The sequence below is a fragment of the Actinoallomurus acanthiterrae genome (assembly GCF_054775715.1).
This window is the reverse complement of the sequence record NZ_BAAHCO010000001.1, coordinates 36879-54691: the sequence shown is the minus strand read 5'-3', so window position 1 is coordinate 54691 and position 17813 is coordinate 36879. Positions and strand designations below refer to the sequence as shown.

Annotated in this window: 15 protein-coding genes; 10 read left to right on the top strand and 5 right to left on the bottom strand. The window is 68.6% G+C overall.

What is annotated here, in order from left to right; genetic code table 11:
• Positions 1-442 precede the first annotated feature (442 nt).
• The 6 genes from ACYVF7_RS00255 (at position 443) to ACYVF7_RS00230 (ending at position 7903) form a co-directional block, all read left to right on the top strand.
• The gene (locus tag ACYVF7_RS00255; protein WP_460332963.1) at positions 443-2245 is read left to right on the top strand and encodes an ABC transporter substrate-binding protein; all 1803 of its coding nucleotides are present in this window, start codon (positions 443-445) and stop codon (positions 2243-2245) included.
• Positions 2246-2422: 177 nt separating this feature from the next.
• The gene (locus tag ACYVF7_RS00250; RefSeq protein WP_460332960.1) at positions 2423-3505 is read left to right on the top strand and encodes an ABC transporter ATP-binding protein; all 1083 of its coding nucleotides are present in this window, start codon (positions 2423-2425) and stop codon (positions 3503-3505) included.
• Positions 3502-4563, top strand: a complete 1062-nt coding sequence (locus tag ACYVF7_RS00245) for an ABC transporter ATP-binding protein (protein WP_460332957.1) — start codon at positions 3502-3504, stop codon at positions 4561-4563. The genes ACYVF7_RS00250 and ACYVF7_RS00245 overlap by 4 nt, the downstream gene beginning before the upstream one ends.
• 11 nt (positions 4564-4574) lie before the next feature.
• Entirely contained in the window at positions 4575-5561 is a 987-nt protein-coding gene (locus ACYVF7_RS00240) for an ABC transporter permease (protein ID WP_460332954.1), read from the top strand.
• 11 nt (positions 5562-5572) lie between these two features.
• Positions 5573-6517 (top strand): ABC transporter permease, encoded by a 945-nt coding sequence (locus ACYVF7_RS00235; RefSeq protein WP_460332951.1) that lies wholly within the window; start codon positions 5573-5575, stop codon positions 6515-6517.
• Positions 6518-6598: 81 nt separating this feature from the next.
• Positions 6599-7903, top strand: coding sequence for an MFS transporter (locus ACYVF7_RS00230; RefSeq protein WP_460332948.1), 1305 nt, complete (start codon positions 6599-6601; stop codon positions 7901-7903).
• A 30-nt stretch (positions 7904-7933) separates the two neighbouring features.
• Here the strand turns inward: ACYVF7_RS00230 and ACYVF7_RS00225 are convergent, their stop codons facing one another.
• The 5 genes from ACYVF7_RS00225 to ACYVF7_RS00205 all read right to left on the bottom strand — a co-directional run bounded on the left by ACYVF7_RS00225 (position 7934) and on the right by ACYVF7_RS00205 (position 12778).
• Positions 7934-9112, bottom strand: a complete 1179-nt coding sequence (locus ACYVF7_RS00225; RefSeq protein ID WP_460332946.1) for a WD40 repeat domain-containing protein — start codon at positions 9110-9112, stop codon at positions 7934-7936.
• Positions 9109-9627, bottom strand: coding sequence for a SigE family RNA polymerase sigma factor (locus ACYVF7_RS00220; RefSeq protein WP_460332943.1), 519 nt, complete (start codon positions 9625-9627; stop codon positions 9109-9111). The genes ACYVF7_RS00225 and ACYVF7_RS00220 overlap by 4 nt, the downstream gene beginning before the upstream one ends.
• A gap of 113 nt (positions 9628-9740) precedes the next feature.
• The gene (locus ACYVF7_RS00215) at positions 9741-9938 is read right to left on the bottom strand and encodes a hypothetical protein (protein ID WP_460332940.1); all 198 of its coding nucleotides are present in this window, start codon (positions 9936-9938) and stop codon (positions 9741-9743) included.
• A gap of 72 nt (positions 9939-10010) precedes the next feature.
• Positions 10011-11291 (bottom strand): adenosylmethionine--8-amino-7-oxononanoate transaminase, encoded by a 1281-nt coding sequence (gene bioA, locus ACYVF7_RS00210; protein WP_460332937.1) that lies wholly within the window; start codon positions 11289-11291, stop codon positions 10011-10013.
• A 50-nt stretch (positions 11292-11341) separates the two neighbouring features.
• A complete protein-coding gene (locus ACYVF7_RS00205; protein WP_460332935.1) occupies positions 11342-12778 on the bottom strand; it encodes a CCA tRNA nucleotidyltransferase in 1437 nt (478 codons plus the stop codon).
• Positions 12779-12892: 114 nt separating this feature from the next.
• Between ACYVF7_RS00205 and ACYVF7_RS00200 the strand changes: the two genes are divergently transcribed.
• The 4 genes from ACYVF7_RS00200 to murJ are packed head-to-tail and all read left to right on the top strand — an operon-like array spanning position 12893 to position 17787.
• Positions 12893-13423 (top strand): aminoacyl-tRNA deacylase, encoded by a 531-nt coding sequence (locus tag ACYVF7_RS00200; RefSeq protein ID WP_460332932.1) that lies wholly within the window; start codon positions 12893-12895, stop codon positions 13421-13423.
• Positions 13424-13458: 35 nt separating this feature from the next.
• Positions 13459-13938: an NUDIX domain-containing protein gene (locus ACYVF7_RS00195; RefSeq protein ID WP_460332929.1), complete on the top strand. Its 480-nt coding sequence runs from the start codon at positions 13459-13461 to the stop codon at positions 13936-13938.
• Complete coding sequence (locus ACYVF7_RS00190) at positions 13935-16064, top strand: DUF6049 family protein (protein ID WP_460332926.1); 2130 nt, start codon at positions 13935-13937, stop codon at positions 16062-16064. The genes ACYVF7_RS00195 and ACYVF7_RS00190 overlap by 4 nt, the downstream gene beginning before the upstream one ends.
• On the top strand, positions 16057-17787 hold the full coding sequence (gene murJ / locus ACYVF7_RS00185) for a murein biosynthesis integral membrane protein MurJ (RefSeq protein WP_460332923.1): 1731 nt from the start codon (positions 16057-16059) through the stop codon (positions 17785-17787). Before ACYVF7_RS00190 ends, murJ begins: the two co-directional genes overlap by 8 nt.
• The last annotated feature ends 26 nt before the right edge of the window (positions 17788-17813 follow it).

Below are 17813 nucleotides of genomic sequence, written 5' to 3'. Positions count from 1 at the left end.
TGTACGGGCCCTGCGCATGTTCGGCGGCCGTTTCGGCAGAACAGGGCGTAACCCCGGGTACCGGCCACCTGACCTGTGCCCATACGCTGGACCACGGCCGGACACCGACCGCGTCGGAGCTCGGACCGCGGCCGACGGGGCCGGGCAGGGCTCACCGTGTGACAGGGGAAAGAAGGCGCCGTGCGCAGAGTCGGGCGGGGACACCCACCGCCGTGCCGTTCAACTCCGCGAACACGCAGAGCACTGTTCGTCTCACAGTCGGCTCATCAGCAATAACAAGCTTATTGCGTGATCTCAACGGTTGAGTAACTGGTACCACTCGTTACCGGGCTGAGCTGGACAGAAGCCGTAACTCACGGTGTTCTTCCACCTTGGACGCGCCATGACCTGGTGCATCTCAACGCGATGCAAGACGGCCGTATCGGCCGGATGGAGGGCGTACATGATTGGCAGGAAGTCAGGGCTGACAGCTGCCGCCGCGATCGGCACTCTTGCCCTGGCCCTCGCCGCTTGCGGCGGGGGTTCGGGCGGCAGCAGCGGTTCGGACGATGGCAAGCCGAAGAAGGGGGGCACACTCAGAATCGTCGGCGCCGGCGGCCAGGACAACCTGGACCCGACGAGCGCCTACAGCACCACGTCGAGCGCCCTCCAGCGTGCCTATTCACGGCAGCTCTTCGCATACCCGGCGTCTAAGGACCCGAAGACGGCTTCGACCCCGGTGCCCGACGTCGCCGCGTCGATGCCGACGGCGGAGAACGGTGGGATCAGCAAGGACGGCCTGACCTACAAGATCCAGCTGCGGCACGGCGTCATGTGGAACACCAGCACGCCGCGCGAGATGGTGGCTGGGGACTTCGTCCGCGCGTTCAAGCACATGTGCAACCCGGCTTCGCCGGTCGGCGCGCCGAACTACTACGTGCCGAACATCAAGGGGATGCAGTCCTACTGCGACCCCTTCCTGAAGAACAAGAAGCTCCAGCAGGACCCCAAGGGGATCGCGGACTACGAGAACGGTCACGAGATCTCGGGCGTCAAGGCGCTGGACAACTACACGATCCAGTTCGAGCTGACGAAGCCCGCCTCTGACTTCATCAGCCTGCTGGCCATGACGTTCGCGTCGGCGGTGCCGGTCGAGTACTACCAGTACGTGCCGGGCAGCACCGACCAGTTCAAGCACCTCGTCTCGGCCGGGCCGTACCAGATCACCTCGTACGACCCGAACAAGTCCATCATCATGGACAAGAACCCGAACTGGAAGAAGGACACCGACCCGCTGCGCAACCAGTGGGTGGACCGGATCCAGGTCACCGAGGGCCAGGGCTCGCCCGAGGCGGTTCAGCAGCAGCTCGAGGGCGGCTCGTCCGACATCTCGCTCGACCAGCCGGTGCCGGCGTCCGCGCTCGGCCGCCTGGCCACGAAGAACGACCCGAACCTGACGGTCAACGGCCCGCCCATCTCGAACCCGTACCTGGTCTTCAACCTGAAGAGCCCGAACGAGAAGAAGGCCATGCAGAACCTCAAGGTTCGGCAGGCCATCGAGTACGCGATCAACAAGGTCGCGCTGGCGAAGGTCTACGGCGGTCCGAAGTACAACACGCCGCTGAACACCGTGATCCCGCCGGACAGCATCGGCTACCAGGACTACAACCTGTACCCGACCAACGGCAGCCAGGGCGACGCGCAGAAGTGCAAGCAGATGCTGTCGGAGGCCGGCTACCCGAACGGCCTCAAGATCAAGGCCGCGTACCGGCAGGCGGGTAACCACCCGGCGATCTTCCAGAGCTACGCGCAGGACCTCCAGGCGTGCGGCATCACCGTCACGGGTGTGCCGGTGCCGCAGGCGGACTTCTACTCGCAGTTCCTGCAGAAGACCGACAACACCCTCGCCGGCAAGTGGGACGTCGCGGCTCCCGGCTGGGTGCCGGACTGGTTCGGTAACAACGGGCGTGCGGTCATCTCGCCGCTGTTCGACGGTCGCAACTGGGCCGACGGCACCTCCAACTACGGTGGTTACGACAGCTCGGTCACCAACGGCCTGATCGACAAGGCGCTCGAGGCCAAGACCGTGGACGAGGCCGCAGGCTTCTGGCACCAGGCCGACCAGCAGATCATGAAGGACGCGGCGATCGTGCCCTTCATGGCGCAGAAGACCCCGTGGTACCACTCCTCGAAGGTCAAGGGCGCCACCTGGCTCCCGATCGCGCAGCAGTTCGACTACACGAACCTGTGGCTCAGCAGTAGCTGACCCCCGCCACTGCCACGCGACGCGGCCGGGCCCCGGATTCCGGTGCCCGGCCGCGTCACATGCACATCCCCGCGCAGATCGCCTGGCATCCTGGCCTCGGTCGATGTCGCCGAGACCGTTCTCATCAGGTAAACATGCTGTGGCTCTGCTCTCTAACCAGTTCTCGAAGGGGAGGACATGAGCCTTCTCGAGGTCCATGACCTAAAGGTCTCCTTCGATACCTCCGACGGAGTGGTCAAAGCCGTCCGTGGGGTGTCGTTCAGTGTTGACCGGGGGCAAACCCTCGGCATCGTCGGCGAGTCCGGCTCAGGTAAAAGCGTGTCCACCCAGACGCTCCTCGGGCTCGCGGCCGGCGCACGGATCGAAGGACAGGCTCTGTTCGAAGGTCAAGATCTTTTGACCATGAGCGATGAGCAGCTCCGGCGGATCCGCGGCAAGGAGATCGCGATGATCTTCCAGGATCCGCTTTCCAGTCTTCACCCGCTGTACAAGGTGGGCCGGCAGATCGTCGAAATGATCCGCCAGCACGAGCCCGAGGTCTCGAAGGCACAGGCCCGCAAGCGGGCGGTCGAGCTCCTCGGCATGGTCGGCATCCCTCAGCCGGACCAGCGGGTGGACGACTTCCCGCACCAGTTCTCCGGCGGTATGCGGCAGCGCGCGATGATCGCGATGGCGCTCGCGCTGAACCCCAAGCTGATCGTCGCCGACGAGCCGACGACCGCGCTGGACGCGACCGTCCAGGCGCAGATCCTCGACCTCATGCTGCGCCTGCAGCGGGAGTTCGACAGCGCGCTGATCATGATCACGCACGACCTGGGGGTGATCGCCGACCTCGCCGACGACGTGCTGGTGATGTACGGCGGAAAGCCCGTGGAGTACGCCGATCGGCGCACCCTCTACTACCGGCCGCACCACCCTTACACCAAGGGCCTGCTCGAGTCGATCCCCGGCTCCAGCGGGGCGAAGGACCGGCTCAAGCCGATTCCGGGCCAGCCGCCATCCCTCATCAACCTCCCGACGGGCTGCACGTTCCACCCTCGCTGCGCGTACATCATGGACCGGTGCGTCACGGATGAGCCGCAGCTGAGGCCGGTACTCGACGCGGACGGCGGCACCGACCCGAACCACCGGTCCGCGTGCTGGCTGCCCGCCGAGGCCACGGGGCTGAAGCCCGAGGCCGAGGAGCTTCGCCGGCAGGCCGTCGCGACGGGACGTACCACGGCGTCCAACATCACCACCCAGGGCGTGGAGGCACAGTGAGCCAGAGCGGTGACGCCCTCGTCAAGCTCGAAGGCGTCTACAAGCACTTCCCCATCAAGCAGGGGATCTTCTTCAAGAAGGAGGTCGGCCGCGTACACGCGGTCGACGGCGTCGACCTGGAGGTACGCCGCGGGGAGACGCTGGGCATCGTCGGTGAGAGCGGCTGCGGCAAGTCAACGCTGGCCCGCTGCATCACCGGGCTGCACCCGATCACGAAGGGGCGCATCCTCTTCGAGGGCCAGGACATCGGCAAGTCGCCGAGCAAGGCGTTCCGGCGCGACGTGCAGATGATCTTCCAGGACCCGTACGGCTCGCTGAACCCTCGCCGCCGGGTCGGTTCGATCATCGGTGACCCGTTCGACATCCACGGCACCGCCTCCGGCGCCGAGCGGAAGCGGCGGGTGCAGGAGCTGATGGAGCTCGTGGGTCTCAACCCCGAGCACTACAACCGGTTCCCCGCGGAGTTCTCCGGTGGGCAGCGGCAGCGCATCGGCGTCGCACGGGCCCTCGCGCTCAAGCCCAAGCTCATCGTCTGCGACGAGCCGGTCTCGGCGCTCGACGTGTCGATCCAGGCGCAGGTCATCAACCTGCTGAAGGACCTGCAGGACGAGCTCGGCCTCACGTACATCTTCATCGCCCATGACCTGTCGGTGGTCCGTTACGTGTCCAACCGGGTCGCCGTGATGTACCTCGGCAAGATCGGCGAGGAGGCGGACGGCGAGGAGCTGTACGAACGCCCCCGGCACCCGTACACCAACGCGCTGCTGTCGGCCGCGTCGATCGCCGACCCGGACGCCGCCGAGCGGCGGGACCGCATCGTCCTCATCGGCGACGTCCCCTCGCCGATCAAGCCGCCGTCCGGCTGCCGGTTCCACCCGCGCTGCCCCAAGGCGCAGGAGACGTGCGTCGGGGAGGTCCCCGAGCTCATCACGCGTCAGGGCGATCCCGCCGATCACCTCACCGCGTGCCACTTCCCGGTCGAGGCCGGGGAGCACCTCGCCCGTGAGAGCGCGGGGATCGAGCAGCTGTCCACCGAGCCCACGCTCCCGAGTGCATAGGCGAGACGACAATGAGCCTCACCGATCTCGAAGCCGACGCCTCGCTTCCGGCCGCGGGAGAAGTAGCGGCGGCCGGGCCCATCCAGGGCCGTAGCCCGTGGCAGCTCGCCTGGGCACGACTACGCCGCGACAAGGCGGCGATGATATCCCTCGTGGTCATCGTCCTGCTCGTCGTCATGGCGTTGATCGCCCCGGTGATCTCCAAGTGGATCGGATACGCCCCCGCGTTCGGCGACCGGAAACTCGGCGTCACCGTGGACGGCCTGCCGGTCAGTCCCAACGGGCATCACCCGCTCGGCACCGACCGTCTCGGGCGCGACCTGCTCGTCCGGGCCGTGTACGGCGCGCGCATCTCGCTCATCGTCGGCCTGGTCTCCACCGCCGCGGCCACCATCCTCGGTGTCGTCGTCGGCTCGGTGGCGGGCTACTTCGGCGGTGTCGTCGACACGGTCCTGGCCCGCTTCATGGACGTGACGCTGTCGTTCCCGTACCTGCTGTTCGCCATCGCGCTGGCGGCGGCGTTCGGGGCCAGCACGCCGCTGACGATCTTCGTCATCACCTTCTTCTCGTGGGCCTCCATCGGCCGGATCGTGCGCGGCCAGGTCATCTCGATCAAACAGCGGGAGTTCGTCGAGGCGGCACGATCTCTCGGCGCGAGCAACATGCGGATCATCTTCATCGACGTGATCCCGAACCTGCTCGCTCCGCTGATCGTGCTGGCCACGATGACGATCCCGGTCGCGATCGTCTTCGAGGCGACGCTCTCGTTCCTGGGAGCCGGCATCGACCCCCGTACGCCGAGCTGGGGCAACATGCTCGCCGACGCCACGGAGACGTACCAGGTCGCCTGGTGGACGCTGTTCGTGCCCGCCGCCTTCCTGCTGATCACGACGCTGGCGTTCAACATCCTCGGCGACGCCGTGCGCGACGCCATGGACCCGCGCTCCGAGCGTCTCTTCGCGGCCCAGAAGGCCGGCCGGAAAAAGAAGAAGAAGTAAGGGACACCGACATGCTTCGTTTCCTGATCCGGCGGATCGCCTTCGGTGTCGTGGTGCTGTGGATCGTCACCCTGGGCGTCTTCCTGCTGTTCTTCGCCACCTCGAAGGACCCGGCCGCCCGCTTCGCCGGCAAGTCGGCGACGGCGGACACGCTCGCCCTGGTGCGCCACAAGCTCAGCCTCGACAAGCCGCTGACCGTGCAGTACTGGCGCTTCCTGACGCGCCTGCTGAAGGGTGACCTGGGGCAGTCCTTCGTCACCCAGAGCCCGGTCAACGACATGATCAAGAGCGCGCTGCCCGCCAGCCTGTCCTTGATCCTCGGTGCCGCGGTCATCTGGCTCGTCACCGGCGTCGTCACCGGGGTGCTCAGTGCGACCAGGGCGCGGACGCTGCTCGACCGCGGCATCACCGCGGCGGTCCTCGTCGGCATCTCGATGCCCGCGTTCGTCGTCGCGCTGACGCTGGCGTTCCTGTTCGCCAACAAGATCCAAATCTTCCCGGCCTCGGGCTACGTCCCGATCCAGCAGAACCCGGTCAGCTGGTTCCAGCACCTGGTGCTGCCGTGGCTGACGCTCGCGCTCCTGCAGTCGGCGATCTACACCCGGCTGACCCGAGGCTCGCTGCTCGACGTGCTCGGTGAGGACTACATCCGCACCGCGCGGGCGAAGGGCCTCCCGGAGAACAGGGTGATCTACCGGCACGGCCTGCGGTCCGCGCTGACCCCGGTGCTCACCCAGTTCGGCGTGGACGTCGGCGTCCTGATCGGCGGCACGCTCGTCACCGAGACGGTGTTCGGCCTGCAGGGCATCGGCCAGCTGACCGTGCGCTCGCTGACCACCGGCGACCTGCCGGTGATCATGGCGGTCGTGCTGATCGCGTCGTTCTTCGTGGTCCTCGCGAACATCGTCGTCGACATCGTCTACTCCTTCCTCGACCCGCGCGTCCGTCTCGAGTAGCGGCCGCGTCGAACCAGCACCGGAACGGCCGGTCGTCCCCTCGGGGGACGACCGGCCGTTTCGCTGCCTTAGTCTTGGGCGGTGTCCTACGCCGCCGACCTGCGCCTGGTCATCCGGGGTCAGGACTTCCGCCGCCTGTTCACGACCCGCGTGATCTCGCAACTCTCCGACGGCGTGTTCCAGGTAGGCCTCGCCGGCTACGTCCTGTTCTCCCCGGAACAACAGGCCAGTGCCACCGAGGCCGCCGCCACCGCCGCGGTGCTACTGCTGCCCTACTCCGTGCTCGGCCCGTTCGCCGGCGTCTTCATCGACCGGTGGCGGCGCCGCCAGATCCTCGTCCACGCCCCGCTCATCCGCGCCGTCGCCGTGGCGGCGACCGCGCTGCTGCTGATGCGCGGCGATGACGGCCTGCCGTTCTTCCTCGCGGCGCTGATCGTGTTCGCCGTCAACCGGTTCTTCCTGTCCGCGCTGTCGGCGGCGCTGCCCCGCGTGGTCGGAGCGGCCGAGCTCATCACCGCCAACGCCGTGTCGGTGACCTCCGGGACGATGATGACCTTCGCCGGCGCCGGAGTGGGGTACGTCCTGCGGGTGCTGTTCGGCGCCGGTCAGGGCGGCACCGCCGGTGTCCTCTTCGGCGCCGCCGTCCTCTACGTCGCCACCGCGCTCGTCGCCACCCGCATGGGCCGCGACCGGCTCGGCCCGGACCAGAGCGAACTGCGGACCGACACCCGCGAGGCGCTCGGCCGGGTGCTGCACGGCCTGCTCGACGGCGCCCGGCACGTACGGGACCGGCGCCCGGCCGCCGCCGCGCTCGGCGCGATCGGCGCCCACCGCTTCCTCTACGGCATCGCGACCATCATGACGGTGCTGCTGTTCCGGAACTACTTCTCGAGCAGCGCGGAGGCCGGACTCGGCGGGTTCGCCGTCGTCCTCGTCGTCTCGGGCATCGGCTACTTCCTCGCCGCCGTGATCACCCCGGCCGTCACGGGGCGGATCCGCAAGGAGGCCTGGATCGCGATGCAACTGGCGTTCGCCGGCGTCGCCGAGATGATCCTCGCGGCGCCGTTCTCGCCACTGCCGTTCATCCTGGGCGCCTTCGTGCTCGGGCTCGCCTCCCAGGGCGTGAAGCTCTGCGTGGACACGATCGTGCAGACCTCCATCGCCGACGCCTTCCGGGGCCGCGTCTTCTCCATCTACGACATGCTCTTCAACGGCCTGTACGTCGCCGGCTTCGCCGTCGCCGCCGCCCTGCTCCCCGCGAACGGCAAGTCCTACGGCGTCCTCGCCCTCATCGGCACCGGCTACGTACTGTCCGCGATCATCTACTGGCTGTCCATGAAAAACGCGCCGAGGGTTGCCACCGCCGGTAGTGACCTGGCCTCATGAGCGCGCCCGTACGACCGACGGTGGTCGGCCTCAGCGGTGGGTGAAGAGCGGGTTCCAGGCACCGGGCGCTTCGCTGTTCTGGTAGCCGGTGAGCGGTATGACGCTCTTGCCGTCGACGCTGACCAGGACGTACCGATTGTGGAACTCTCCCTTCCCGGTGCACTTCTTGACGTCGCACGCGACCGCGATCAGATGGGTGTCGTCCGCCCAGGCGCGAAGCTGTTCGACCGGTTGGACGCCGACCTGCTTCGACGTCGTGACGTCCTCGACCGCTGTGGCGGGACCGAGCGGATTCGTTCCGCCAGGGCGGACGTTCGGGTTTCCCCGTGAGAGGTAGCGACCGTTCGGGGACAGTCCCGCCTCATCGACGTAGGTCTGGTCCTCGTGTGGCGGCGCGGGCTGCGGCCTGCCGCTCAGGTCGTAGAACCTCCTGGTCGGAGTCGTGTCCGTAGGCGCCCACAGCAGTCTCCCGTTCCGGCTCCAGCCGAGGTCCTGCCTGGCGTTGAAGTTGTCCGTGGCCGTCGGGAGGGTGTGGAACGAGGCCTTGCCGGACGCGACGTTGACCAGGTAGTAGCCGGTTCGCGAACTCGTCCTCGGGCCTGTGGGCACGTCCGGGGAGTGGTCGTAGGTGGTCACGAGCAGCCGTGTGCCGTCCGGCGACCAGGCCAGGCCGCCGGCCCGGTGTTCCAGCCTGATCCAGCGGGTGACCTTCTGCGTCTTCAGGTCCACCAGGCCGACCCGGGCGGCCGGCAGTGGGCCTTCGAGGACGGCGGCCTGCCGGAGGCCGGGTGCCACGTCGAGGTTCGCCCACGGCGTCTTCTGATAGCCGCCCGTCGCGGGACTGTAGAGGTACCACGTGGCCTGGAACACCGTCTTCCCGCCGATCGACGACTGCCGCTGGACGGAGTACGCGGAGATCGCCGTCTGGCCCGCCGCGACGAAGCGCTGTGGCGGCGAGTGCGCCGGGTCCGTGTGCAGCGAGGTGTCCATGGGCGTGGGGCGTGTCGCCGGGGGCGTGGCGGACCGGGTTCCGAGGTCGACCGTGAAGGTCGTCGCCGCGACGGCGGCCGCCGTCCCCGCGACGAGGGCGATGCCGCGGATCCGCCGTCGGGTTCTGCGGCGCAGTGCCCGGTCGGCCAGGCCGGTGGGCACCCGGGCCTCGGCGGACCATTCGTCGAGTGACCGCCGGACGAGCGTCTCCAGTTTCACGGTCGAACCTCCGTGATGTTCTTCAGCGTGGCGAGTTCGGGGGAGATTTCGCGCAGGCGGGCGAGGGACCGGTGGGTGGTGCTGCGCACCGTGCCGACGCTGCAGTCGAGAATCTTGGCGACCTCCGACTCCGGCAGGTCCTCGAAGAAACGCAACACGAGGACGGCCCGCTGTTTGGGCGTCAGCCTGGCCAGCGCCCGGCGTACGGTGATCTTCAGCTCCACCGCCGAGGTGTCGTCCTCGTGGGACCGCTCCGGCGGGACGGCGACCTGGGTCTCGCGCGACCGCCATTTGAGCCGCCACCAGCTCACCTGCTGGTGGTACATGACGCGCCGCACATAGGCGTCCGGGTCGTCGACGGTGCGCCACCGTGCCACCGTCTTGGCGAGCGCGATCTGCAGCAGGTCCTCGGCCGACTGCTGGTCGCCCCCGGTCAGCAGAAAGGCAAGGCGCATCAGCGCCGGCGACCGCGCCACCACGAACTCCCGGAAATGTCGCTCAGCAGCGGCATCCATCGTCACCTCCGAAGGTCATCGGCCCCCTGAGACGCCTGCGGACCCGCGCGACTATGCGTCCCCGTACGAGTAATCGATCCCGGCCCACCGCATGACCATGGCCACGTACGCCGTCACCACAGCTCATCGGAATCCTCGTCGCGGTTGAGACCGTGTGAATCATCCCCGTCGTGCAGGGGCCGTTCCGGTCCGAGGATGAGCGCCACGTTCTGGCGAAGGGCCTCGAGCATCCGCATCCATCTGCTCTCGGCCGCCTCGGCGGGGAAGCCCGCCTCGGCTCCCCGGAAAACCGCGTGGTCTGCGACGACCATCGTCACCTCCGAAGTGCGTCACCCCTGAGACGCATCGGACCCCGCGCCGCTATGCGAGTTCTGTCCCGCGAGTCAGCCGGTCGCGGCGTGCCGGCGGGCGGCGGCGACCATAGCGGTCGTGACGCGCGCCAGGTCGGCCTCGGCCGTCACGTACGGCGGCATCGTGTAGATCAGGTTGCGGAACGGGCGCAGCCACACGCCGTGGGCCATGACGGTGTCCTGGACGGCGGCGACGTCCACCGGGTCGGTCAGCTCGATCACGCCGATCGCGCCCAGCACCCGTACGTCGGCGACTCCGGGCAGGTCGCGGGCGGGTTCGAGGCCGGTCGTGAGCAGCTTCTCGATCCCGGTGACCTCGGCCTGCCAGTCACGCTCGCGCAGGAGTTCGAGGGAGGCGGTGGCGACCGCGCACGCGAGCGGGTTGGCCATGTACGTCGGGCCGTGCATGAGCACGCCGGCCTCGCCCTCGCTGATCCCCCGGGCCACCCGGTCGGTGCAGAGGGTCGCGGCCAGTGTCAGGTAGCCGCCGGTCAGCGCCTTGCCGACGCACATGATGTCCGGGCTCACCCCGGCGTGCTCGCAGGCGAACAGGGCGCCGGTCCGGCCGAACCCGGTGGCGATCTCGTCGAGGATCAGCAGCACGTCGTGCTCGTCGGCGAGGTCGCGCAGCAGACGCACGTACGCCGGGTCGTAGAACCGCATGCCGCCGGCCCCTTGGACCACCGGCTCGACGATGATGGCGGCCAGCTCGTGGGCGTGGGCGGCGACGAGGCGTTCGACGTCGGCGGCGAACGCCGGGTCGTACGCCGCCGGGGGCGCCGACGCGAAGACGTGATCGGGCAGCAGGTCGGTGAACAGGTGGTGCATGCCGCCCACCGGATCACAGACCGCCATCGCGCCGAACGTGTCGCCGTGGTACCCGCCGCGGACGGTGAACAGCCGGGTCTTGTCCGTACGGCCGCGCGACCGCCAGTACTGCAGGGCCATCTTGATCGCGACCTCGACCGAGACCGATCCGGAGTCGGCGAAGAAGACCTTCGTGAGCGGCTCCGGCGTGGCGTCGATCAGCAGCTCGGCGAGGCGGACGGCGGTGGGGTGGGTGAGCCCGCCGAACATCACGTGGGCCATCGCGCCGAGCTGACGGGTGACGGCCGCGTCGAGGACGGGGTGGGCGTACCCGTGGATCGCCGCCCACCACGACGACATCCCGTCGATCAGCTCCCGGCCGTCGGCGAGCGTCAGGCGTACGCCCGTGGCCGACACCACGGGGTGCACCGGCGTGCTCGCGGGCATCGGGGCGTACGGGTGCCAGATGTGCTCCCGGTCGAACGCGAGCAGGTCCTCAGAGGCCATGCGTCATCATGGCATCCCGGATCAGCCCCAAAGGGGGCCGGCTCGGCCCCCTAACCCAGCTCCTGCTCGCGTGCCCACTCGCGGAGTGCCTCGGTGGCGGCCTCCTTGCCGATCGGGCCGCGGTCCAGGCGCACGTCGAGCAGGAACTTGTACGCCTTGCCGACCGCCGGGCCGGGCTTGATGCCGAGGATCTGCTGGATCTCGTTGCCGTCCAGCTCGGGGCGGATCTTGGCGAGCTCCTCCTCCTGCTGGAGCCGGGCGATCCGCTCCTCGAGCTGGTCGTACGTGCGGGCCAGCGCGGCGGCCTTGCGCCGGTTGCGGGTCGTGCAGTCGGCGCGGGTGAGCTTGTGGAGGCGGGACAGCAGATGCCCGGCGTCGCGGACGTAGCGGCGCACCGCCGCGTCGGTCCACTCGCCCGTGCCGTACCCGTGGAAACGCAGGTGCAGCTCGACGAGGCGGGAGACGTCGGAGACGACGTCCTTGGGGTACCGCAGCGCGGTGAGGCGGCTCTTGGTCATCGACGCGCCCACGACCTCGTGGTGGTGGAAGGTCACGCGGCCGCCGTCGACGAAGGAGCGGGTCTTCGGCTTGCCGATGTCGTGCAGCAGGGCGGCCAGCCGCAGGATGAGGTCCGGGCCGTCCTCTTCCTGGGCGATCGCCTGCTCGAGGACGATCAGCGAGTGCTCGTAGACGTCCTTGTGCCGGTGGTGCTCGTCGATCTCCAGTTTGAGCTTCGGGACCTCGGGCAGCACCCGGTCGGCCAGGCCGGTGTCGACGAGCAGCGCGATGCCGGCGCGGGGGTGCGCGCCGAGCAGCAGCTTGGACAGTTCGTCGCGGATCCGCTCGGCGGACACGATCTCGATGCGGTCGGCCATGGCCGTCATGGCGGCGACGGTGTCGGGGGAGACGCTGAATCCGAGCTGTGCGGCGAACCTCGCGGCGCGCAGCATCCGCAGCGGGTCGTCGCCGAAGGAGTCCTCGGGCCGCCCGGGGGTCCGGATGACCTTGAGCTTCAGGTCGCGCAGGCCGCCGAAGGGGTCCACGAACTCGTGGCCGGGCAGGCGAGCCGCCATGGCGTTGACCGCGAAGTCGCGGCGGGCGAGGTCGCCTTCGAGGGAGGTGCCGTAGGTCACCTCGGGCTTGCGCGAGTCGCGGTCGTACGACTCGCTCCGGTACGTGGTGATCTCGAGCTGAAGATCGCCCTTGCGCAGCCCGATCGTGCCGTACTCGATGCCGATCGTCCAGACGGCGTCCGCCCAGCCCTTGACGATCTCCAGGACGCGGTCCGGGTGGGCGTCGGTGGCGAAGTCGAGGTCGTTCACCGGGCGGCCGAGGAGGGCGTCGCGTACGGGACCGCCGACGAGGGCGAGTTCGTGGCCCGCGGCGGCGAAACGCCCGCCGATCTCGTCGGCGAGGGGCGTCACACGCCGTAGCAGTGCGCTGACTGCTGCCTGGTGGTCGGTGGTCACGTCGTGGTCGTTCGGCACGGCAATCGAGAGTAGGTCCTCGCACGTGGCGGGCAAAACGCGAATCACCACTTCCGTGATCCGCTAATGCCACGAAATCCGGGTAAATTGCCTGAACAAGGCACGGAGACCACGATGAAGGACGCACTCTCCATCCATCGGCTCTTGCTCGAGCGCCAGACGGCACACGAGATCGTACGCCTGCCGAAGCACATCAGCGGCGCGGACGATCTTCCAGAGGTGCTCGGACTGCCGCCGTTCCGTTGCCTGTGCACGCGCGTGTATCTCCCGTACGAACCGAACCGTCCGTACACCGAGGGTCACCACCTCATCGCGGTGATCGTCACGGCGGGTGCCCGGCCCACTCCGGAGGTCATCGCCGCCGCCCTCGGCGTGTCGGAGGTGCGTCCCGCCCCGGCCGACCTGGTCAACGAGGTCACCGACTACGCGGCCGACCTGGTCGCCCCCCTTCTCCTCCCCGCCGGCATGACCATGTTCGTGGACCAGCAGGCCGCCTGCGTCGACGACATCGTCTACACGACCACGGGTGAGGCGTGGACGGCCCTCGGGATCCACACCCTGGATCTGTTCGCACTCTGTGACGCCAAGCCGACGCCGATCCCCTGTACGCACGCCCCCGAGGCCTCGCGTCCAACGGATCACTGACCGAGAACGTACGCGTGGCTACTACGATTGCGGCCGTGTCCCGCTCGCGCAGACCGAGTCGTCGTCGGCCCGCCGGCCCGCCGGGCCGTCACCATGAGGAGACGTCGGCGGGAGGCTTGGTCGTCGACCTGACGGGCTCGCCGCGGGCCGCGTTGATCGCCAGATTCGACCGTGACGGCAGGCTCCTGTGGTCGCTGCCGAAAGGGCATGTCGAGGCCGACGAGACGATCGAGGAGGCGGCCGTGCGCGAGGTCGAGGAGGAGACCGGCATCCGAGGCCGGATCATCGCCCCACTCGGCACTGTCGACTACTGGTTCTCCGCCGAACGGAGACGCGTGCACAAGACCGTGCACCACCACCTGCTCGTCGCGGTGGGAGGGGATCTGTCCGACTGCGACGCGGAGGTCGCCGAGGTCGCCTGGGTGCCGCTGGACGAGGTGGCCGGACGGCTCGCTCACGCCGACGAGCAGGCGCTGGTCGCCAAGGTGCCCGAGCTGCTCACGGGCGCCGCATGAAGCGGGCGCTCGCCCTCGTGGTCCCACTGGTGCTGACCGGCGGGCCGGCGCTCGCCGCGACCCCACACCCGCATCACGGCGCGACCTCTTCCAGCCACGCCGCGCGTACCACGCGATCCTCAGGCGGGCTGGGCACCACACGGGCCTCCCGGGAGAGGCAGCCCACCGGAAAGCTGCCCATCGGCGTGGTCATCGGCTCCGTGACCCCGAAATACCTCGTACGGCCGTCGCAGGCGCTCAAACTGAGCGGGGTGCTGCAGAGCCAGTCCGACAGCGCGTACCAGCGGCTCTCGGTGCGCCTGCGCTACTCCACAACGGCGGTGCAGAGCCGCGGAGCGCTCGATGCGTACGCCGAGGGCAAGACCAACGATCCGGTCGGAGTCGGTGTGACCCAGGCGGTGCCCGGCTCGGTGCAGCCGGGCGGCCAGCAGCCCTGGATGCTGAAGATGCCCGTCAGCAAGATGAACCTGCTCAGATTCGGCGTCTACCCGATCTCCGTCGAGGTGCTCAGCGCCGGCGTGGTCGTCGGCCGGCAGCGTACGTTGATCACGTACTTCCCGAGCACCACGACCGCCAACAAGACCAAGGTCTCGTGGGTCTGGCCCGTGGTCGACCAGCCGCATCGCGCCGACGACTCGACGTTCGTCGACGACAAGCTCGAACGCATGCTCAACTCCGGCGGGCGGCTCGCCGACCTGGTCACCGCGGCCGCCCCCTACAAGTCGGTCAGCTGGCTGGTCGACCCGGGACTGGCGGACGACGCCGCGTCCATGTCGGGCAAGGACGGCTACACGATCAAGACCGCCAAGGGCACCGCGCACCAGCCGCAGAGCGTCGCCGCGAACTCCTGGCTGACCAGCCTGCGGCAGGCACTCGGGGGCAACAAACGCGTCATCGCCACGCCGTATGCCGACCCCGACGTCATGGCGCTTTCCCGGGCCCGGATGTCCTCGCACATCAAGACGGCCGCCGGCGCTGCGGTGTCCCAGGCGCTCACGCGGGCCAAGCTGCCCTTGGAGAGCACGTCGGTGGCGGTCCCTCCGGACGGCCTCGCCGACCAGCAGACCCTCACGAACCTCGTCAAGGCCGGTGCCCACACGATCCTGCTCAACAGCACCGTCCTGCCCCATCCCAATCAGAACTACACCGCCGATCCCGTCGCCCGGAAACAGGTCGGCGGCCAGAACGTCAAGCTCGTCGCGTTCGACGACACGATCAACAAGGTCCTCGCGACAGACACCGACGAGCCGGGCGGGGTCGCCCTCGCCGAGCAGCGGTTCCTCGCCGAGACGGCCATGGTCACGAACGAGCGGCCGTACGCCCCTTCCCGCACCGTGGTGATCGTGCCGCCGCGTCGCTGGGAACCGGGCCCCGTCTTCGCCAAGGACCTGCTGTACCTCTCCGCCCACGCACCGTGGCTCAAGGAGATCTCCCTCGGCTCCGTCGAGCGGCAGCCGGCGCAGCCGCGCACCTTCCAGCCGCAGAAGAGCCAGAACGGGCTCTCGAAGCGCTACCTGGGGCAGGTGAAGGACCTCGGCGACGAGGTGGGGCGGTTCACCAACGTCTTCGAGCCGCCGGCCAGCGGCTTCACCCTCGGCGTGACGCGGCTCGAGTCCTCGGCCTGGAACGACCAGACCCGGGCCGGGTCGAAGCTGCGGCAGACGCTGGACAACGAGCTGCGCAGCGCCCAGAGCAAGATCAGAGTGCTCAAACCCAGCCTCGACCTGGCCGGCAAGTCCGGGCAGGTGCCGATCACGGTCTCCAACGAGCTCGAACACGGCACGATCAAGGTGCGGCTGCGCGCCACTTCGCAGAACGCCGCCAGGCTCCGCGTCGAAGGCCCCGGGCCGAAGCAGAGCGAGATCACGCTCGAAGCCGGCCACAAGGAGACGGTCAACCTGTACATGAAGGCCGCGGCCAACGGCCCCGCCTACGTCAACATCGATCTCCTGGGCCCCGACGACCAGCCCATCACCCAGCCGCTCATGCTCCAGGTCCGCGCGACGGCCTACGCGCGAACCGCACTGCTCATCACCGGCATCTCACTTGCCGTACTCTTCGTCGGCGTCGGATATCGCGTGATCCGGCGTCGAGGTGAGGAAGCGGAGGATACGACCGGTGGCTGAGGCCGAACCCACTCCCGATGTCGCCGTGACGGCGACCGATCTCCCAGCGATCTCCCCCGAGGAACCCAGCGAGAAGCCCGGCCGCGGCGGGGTGAGCGGGCTGCTCAAGTCCAGCGCCGTCATGGCCCTGGGCACGATCGCCTCCCGGCTCACCGGCTTCCTCCGCACCGCGGTGCTCGTCATGGCCATGGGCACTCTTGCGCTCGGCGACGTCTACAACACCGCGAACACCTTCCCCAACGTCATCTACGACCTGCTGCTCGGCGGCGTGCTCACCGCCGTGCACGTGCCGATGCTGGTCCGCGCGCTGGAGAAGGACCGCAAGTACGGCGAGGAGTACGAGGCGCGGCTGCTGACGCTCGTGCTCGGCGCGCTGCTGGCGCTGACCGCGATCGCGATGCTGTGCGCCCCGCTGCTGGTCGACCTGTACGCGAGCTCGTACAGCAAACAGAAGCACGACCTGGCCATCATCTTCGCGCTGTTCTTCCTGCCGCAGATCTTCTTCTACGGCGTCGGCGCGCTGGCCGGCGCGTCCCTCAACGCGCGCGGCAGCTTCGCCGCGCCCATGTGGACGCCGGTGCTCAACAACATCGTCGTGATCGCGGTCGGCATCGCGTTCCTCTTCATGGCCGGCCCGGGAGTCAACCCGGCGAACATCACGCACAACGAGATCATCCTGCTCGCGGGCGGCACCACGCTCGGCATCGTGATCCAGACGATCGCCATGTGGCCGTCCCTGCGGAAGGTCGGATTCCGGTACCGGCCGCGGTTCGACTTCCGCCGTGAGGAGCTCGCGCCGGTCGGTGGCATGGCGCTGTGGACGCTGCTGTACGTCGCGATCCAGCAGGTCGGCTTCGTCGTCAACACCAACATCGCCAACGGCGCCGGTGACAGGGGTGCGCACGAGGGCATCCGGTACGGCGTCGGGCTCACGCCGTGGACGAACGCGTACCTCCTGTTCCAACTGCCGTGGGCGATCGTCGGTGTCTCGGTGGTCACGGCGCTGCTGCCGCAGATGAGCCGGCACGCCTCCGACAAGCGGTACGACCTGGTCCGAGAGAACATGTCCTCCGCGCTGAACCTGTCGTCGGTGGTCATCGTCCCGTCCGCCGCACTGCTGTTCGCGCTGGCACCCGAGATGACCACGTTGTTCTTCGCGCACGGCGCCACTCACGTCTCGGACGCGCTCATGATCGCCAACGTGCTGCAGGCGTTCACGTTCGCGCTGGTGCCGTTCGCCGTCTACCAGTTGCTGCTGCGAGTCTTCTACGCGCTCGCCGACACGCGGACGCCCGCCATCATGGCGATCTTCAACGTCGCGATCAGCATCAGCCTCGGGCTGGTCGGCTACTACACGCTGCCCACGGACAAGATCGTGGAGGGCATCTCGATCGCCCTGGGCATCTCCTGGACGTTCGGCTGCGTCCTGGCCGCCCTGATCCTGCGCCGTCGCCTGAACGGGCTGGGCGCCCGCCAGATCGTCACGTCCCACATGAAGATCGCGATCGCGACCATCCCGGCGTTCGTGTTCGCGTTCGGGGTGCACCTGGCGTCCGTCAAATTCTTCTACTACCACGCGATCTCGTCGCTGGGCGCACTCGTGATCGGTGGAGGAGGAGCGGTGGTGCTGTACGCGCTGGTCGCACGCGTATTGCGGGTCCCAGAGGTGGAGACCCTACAGCGAACCGTGATGGCCAGATTGCCCGGTCGTGGGGCGAGTTAGGACGCGCTGCCCGTAAGGTGGGAGAG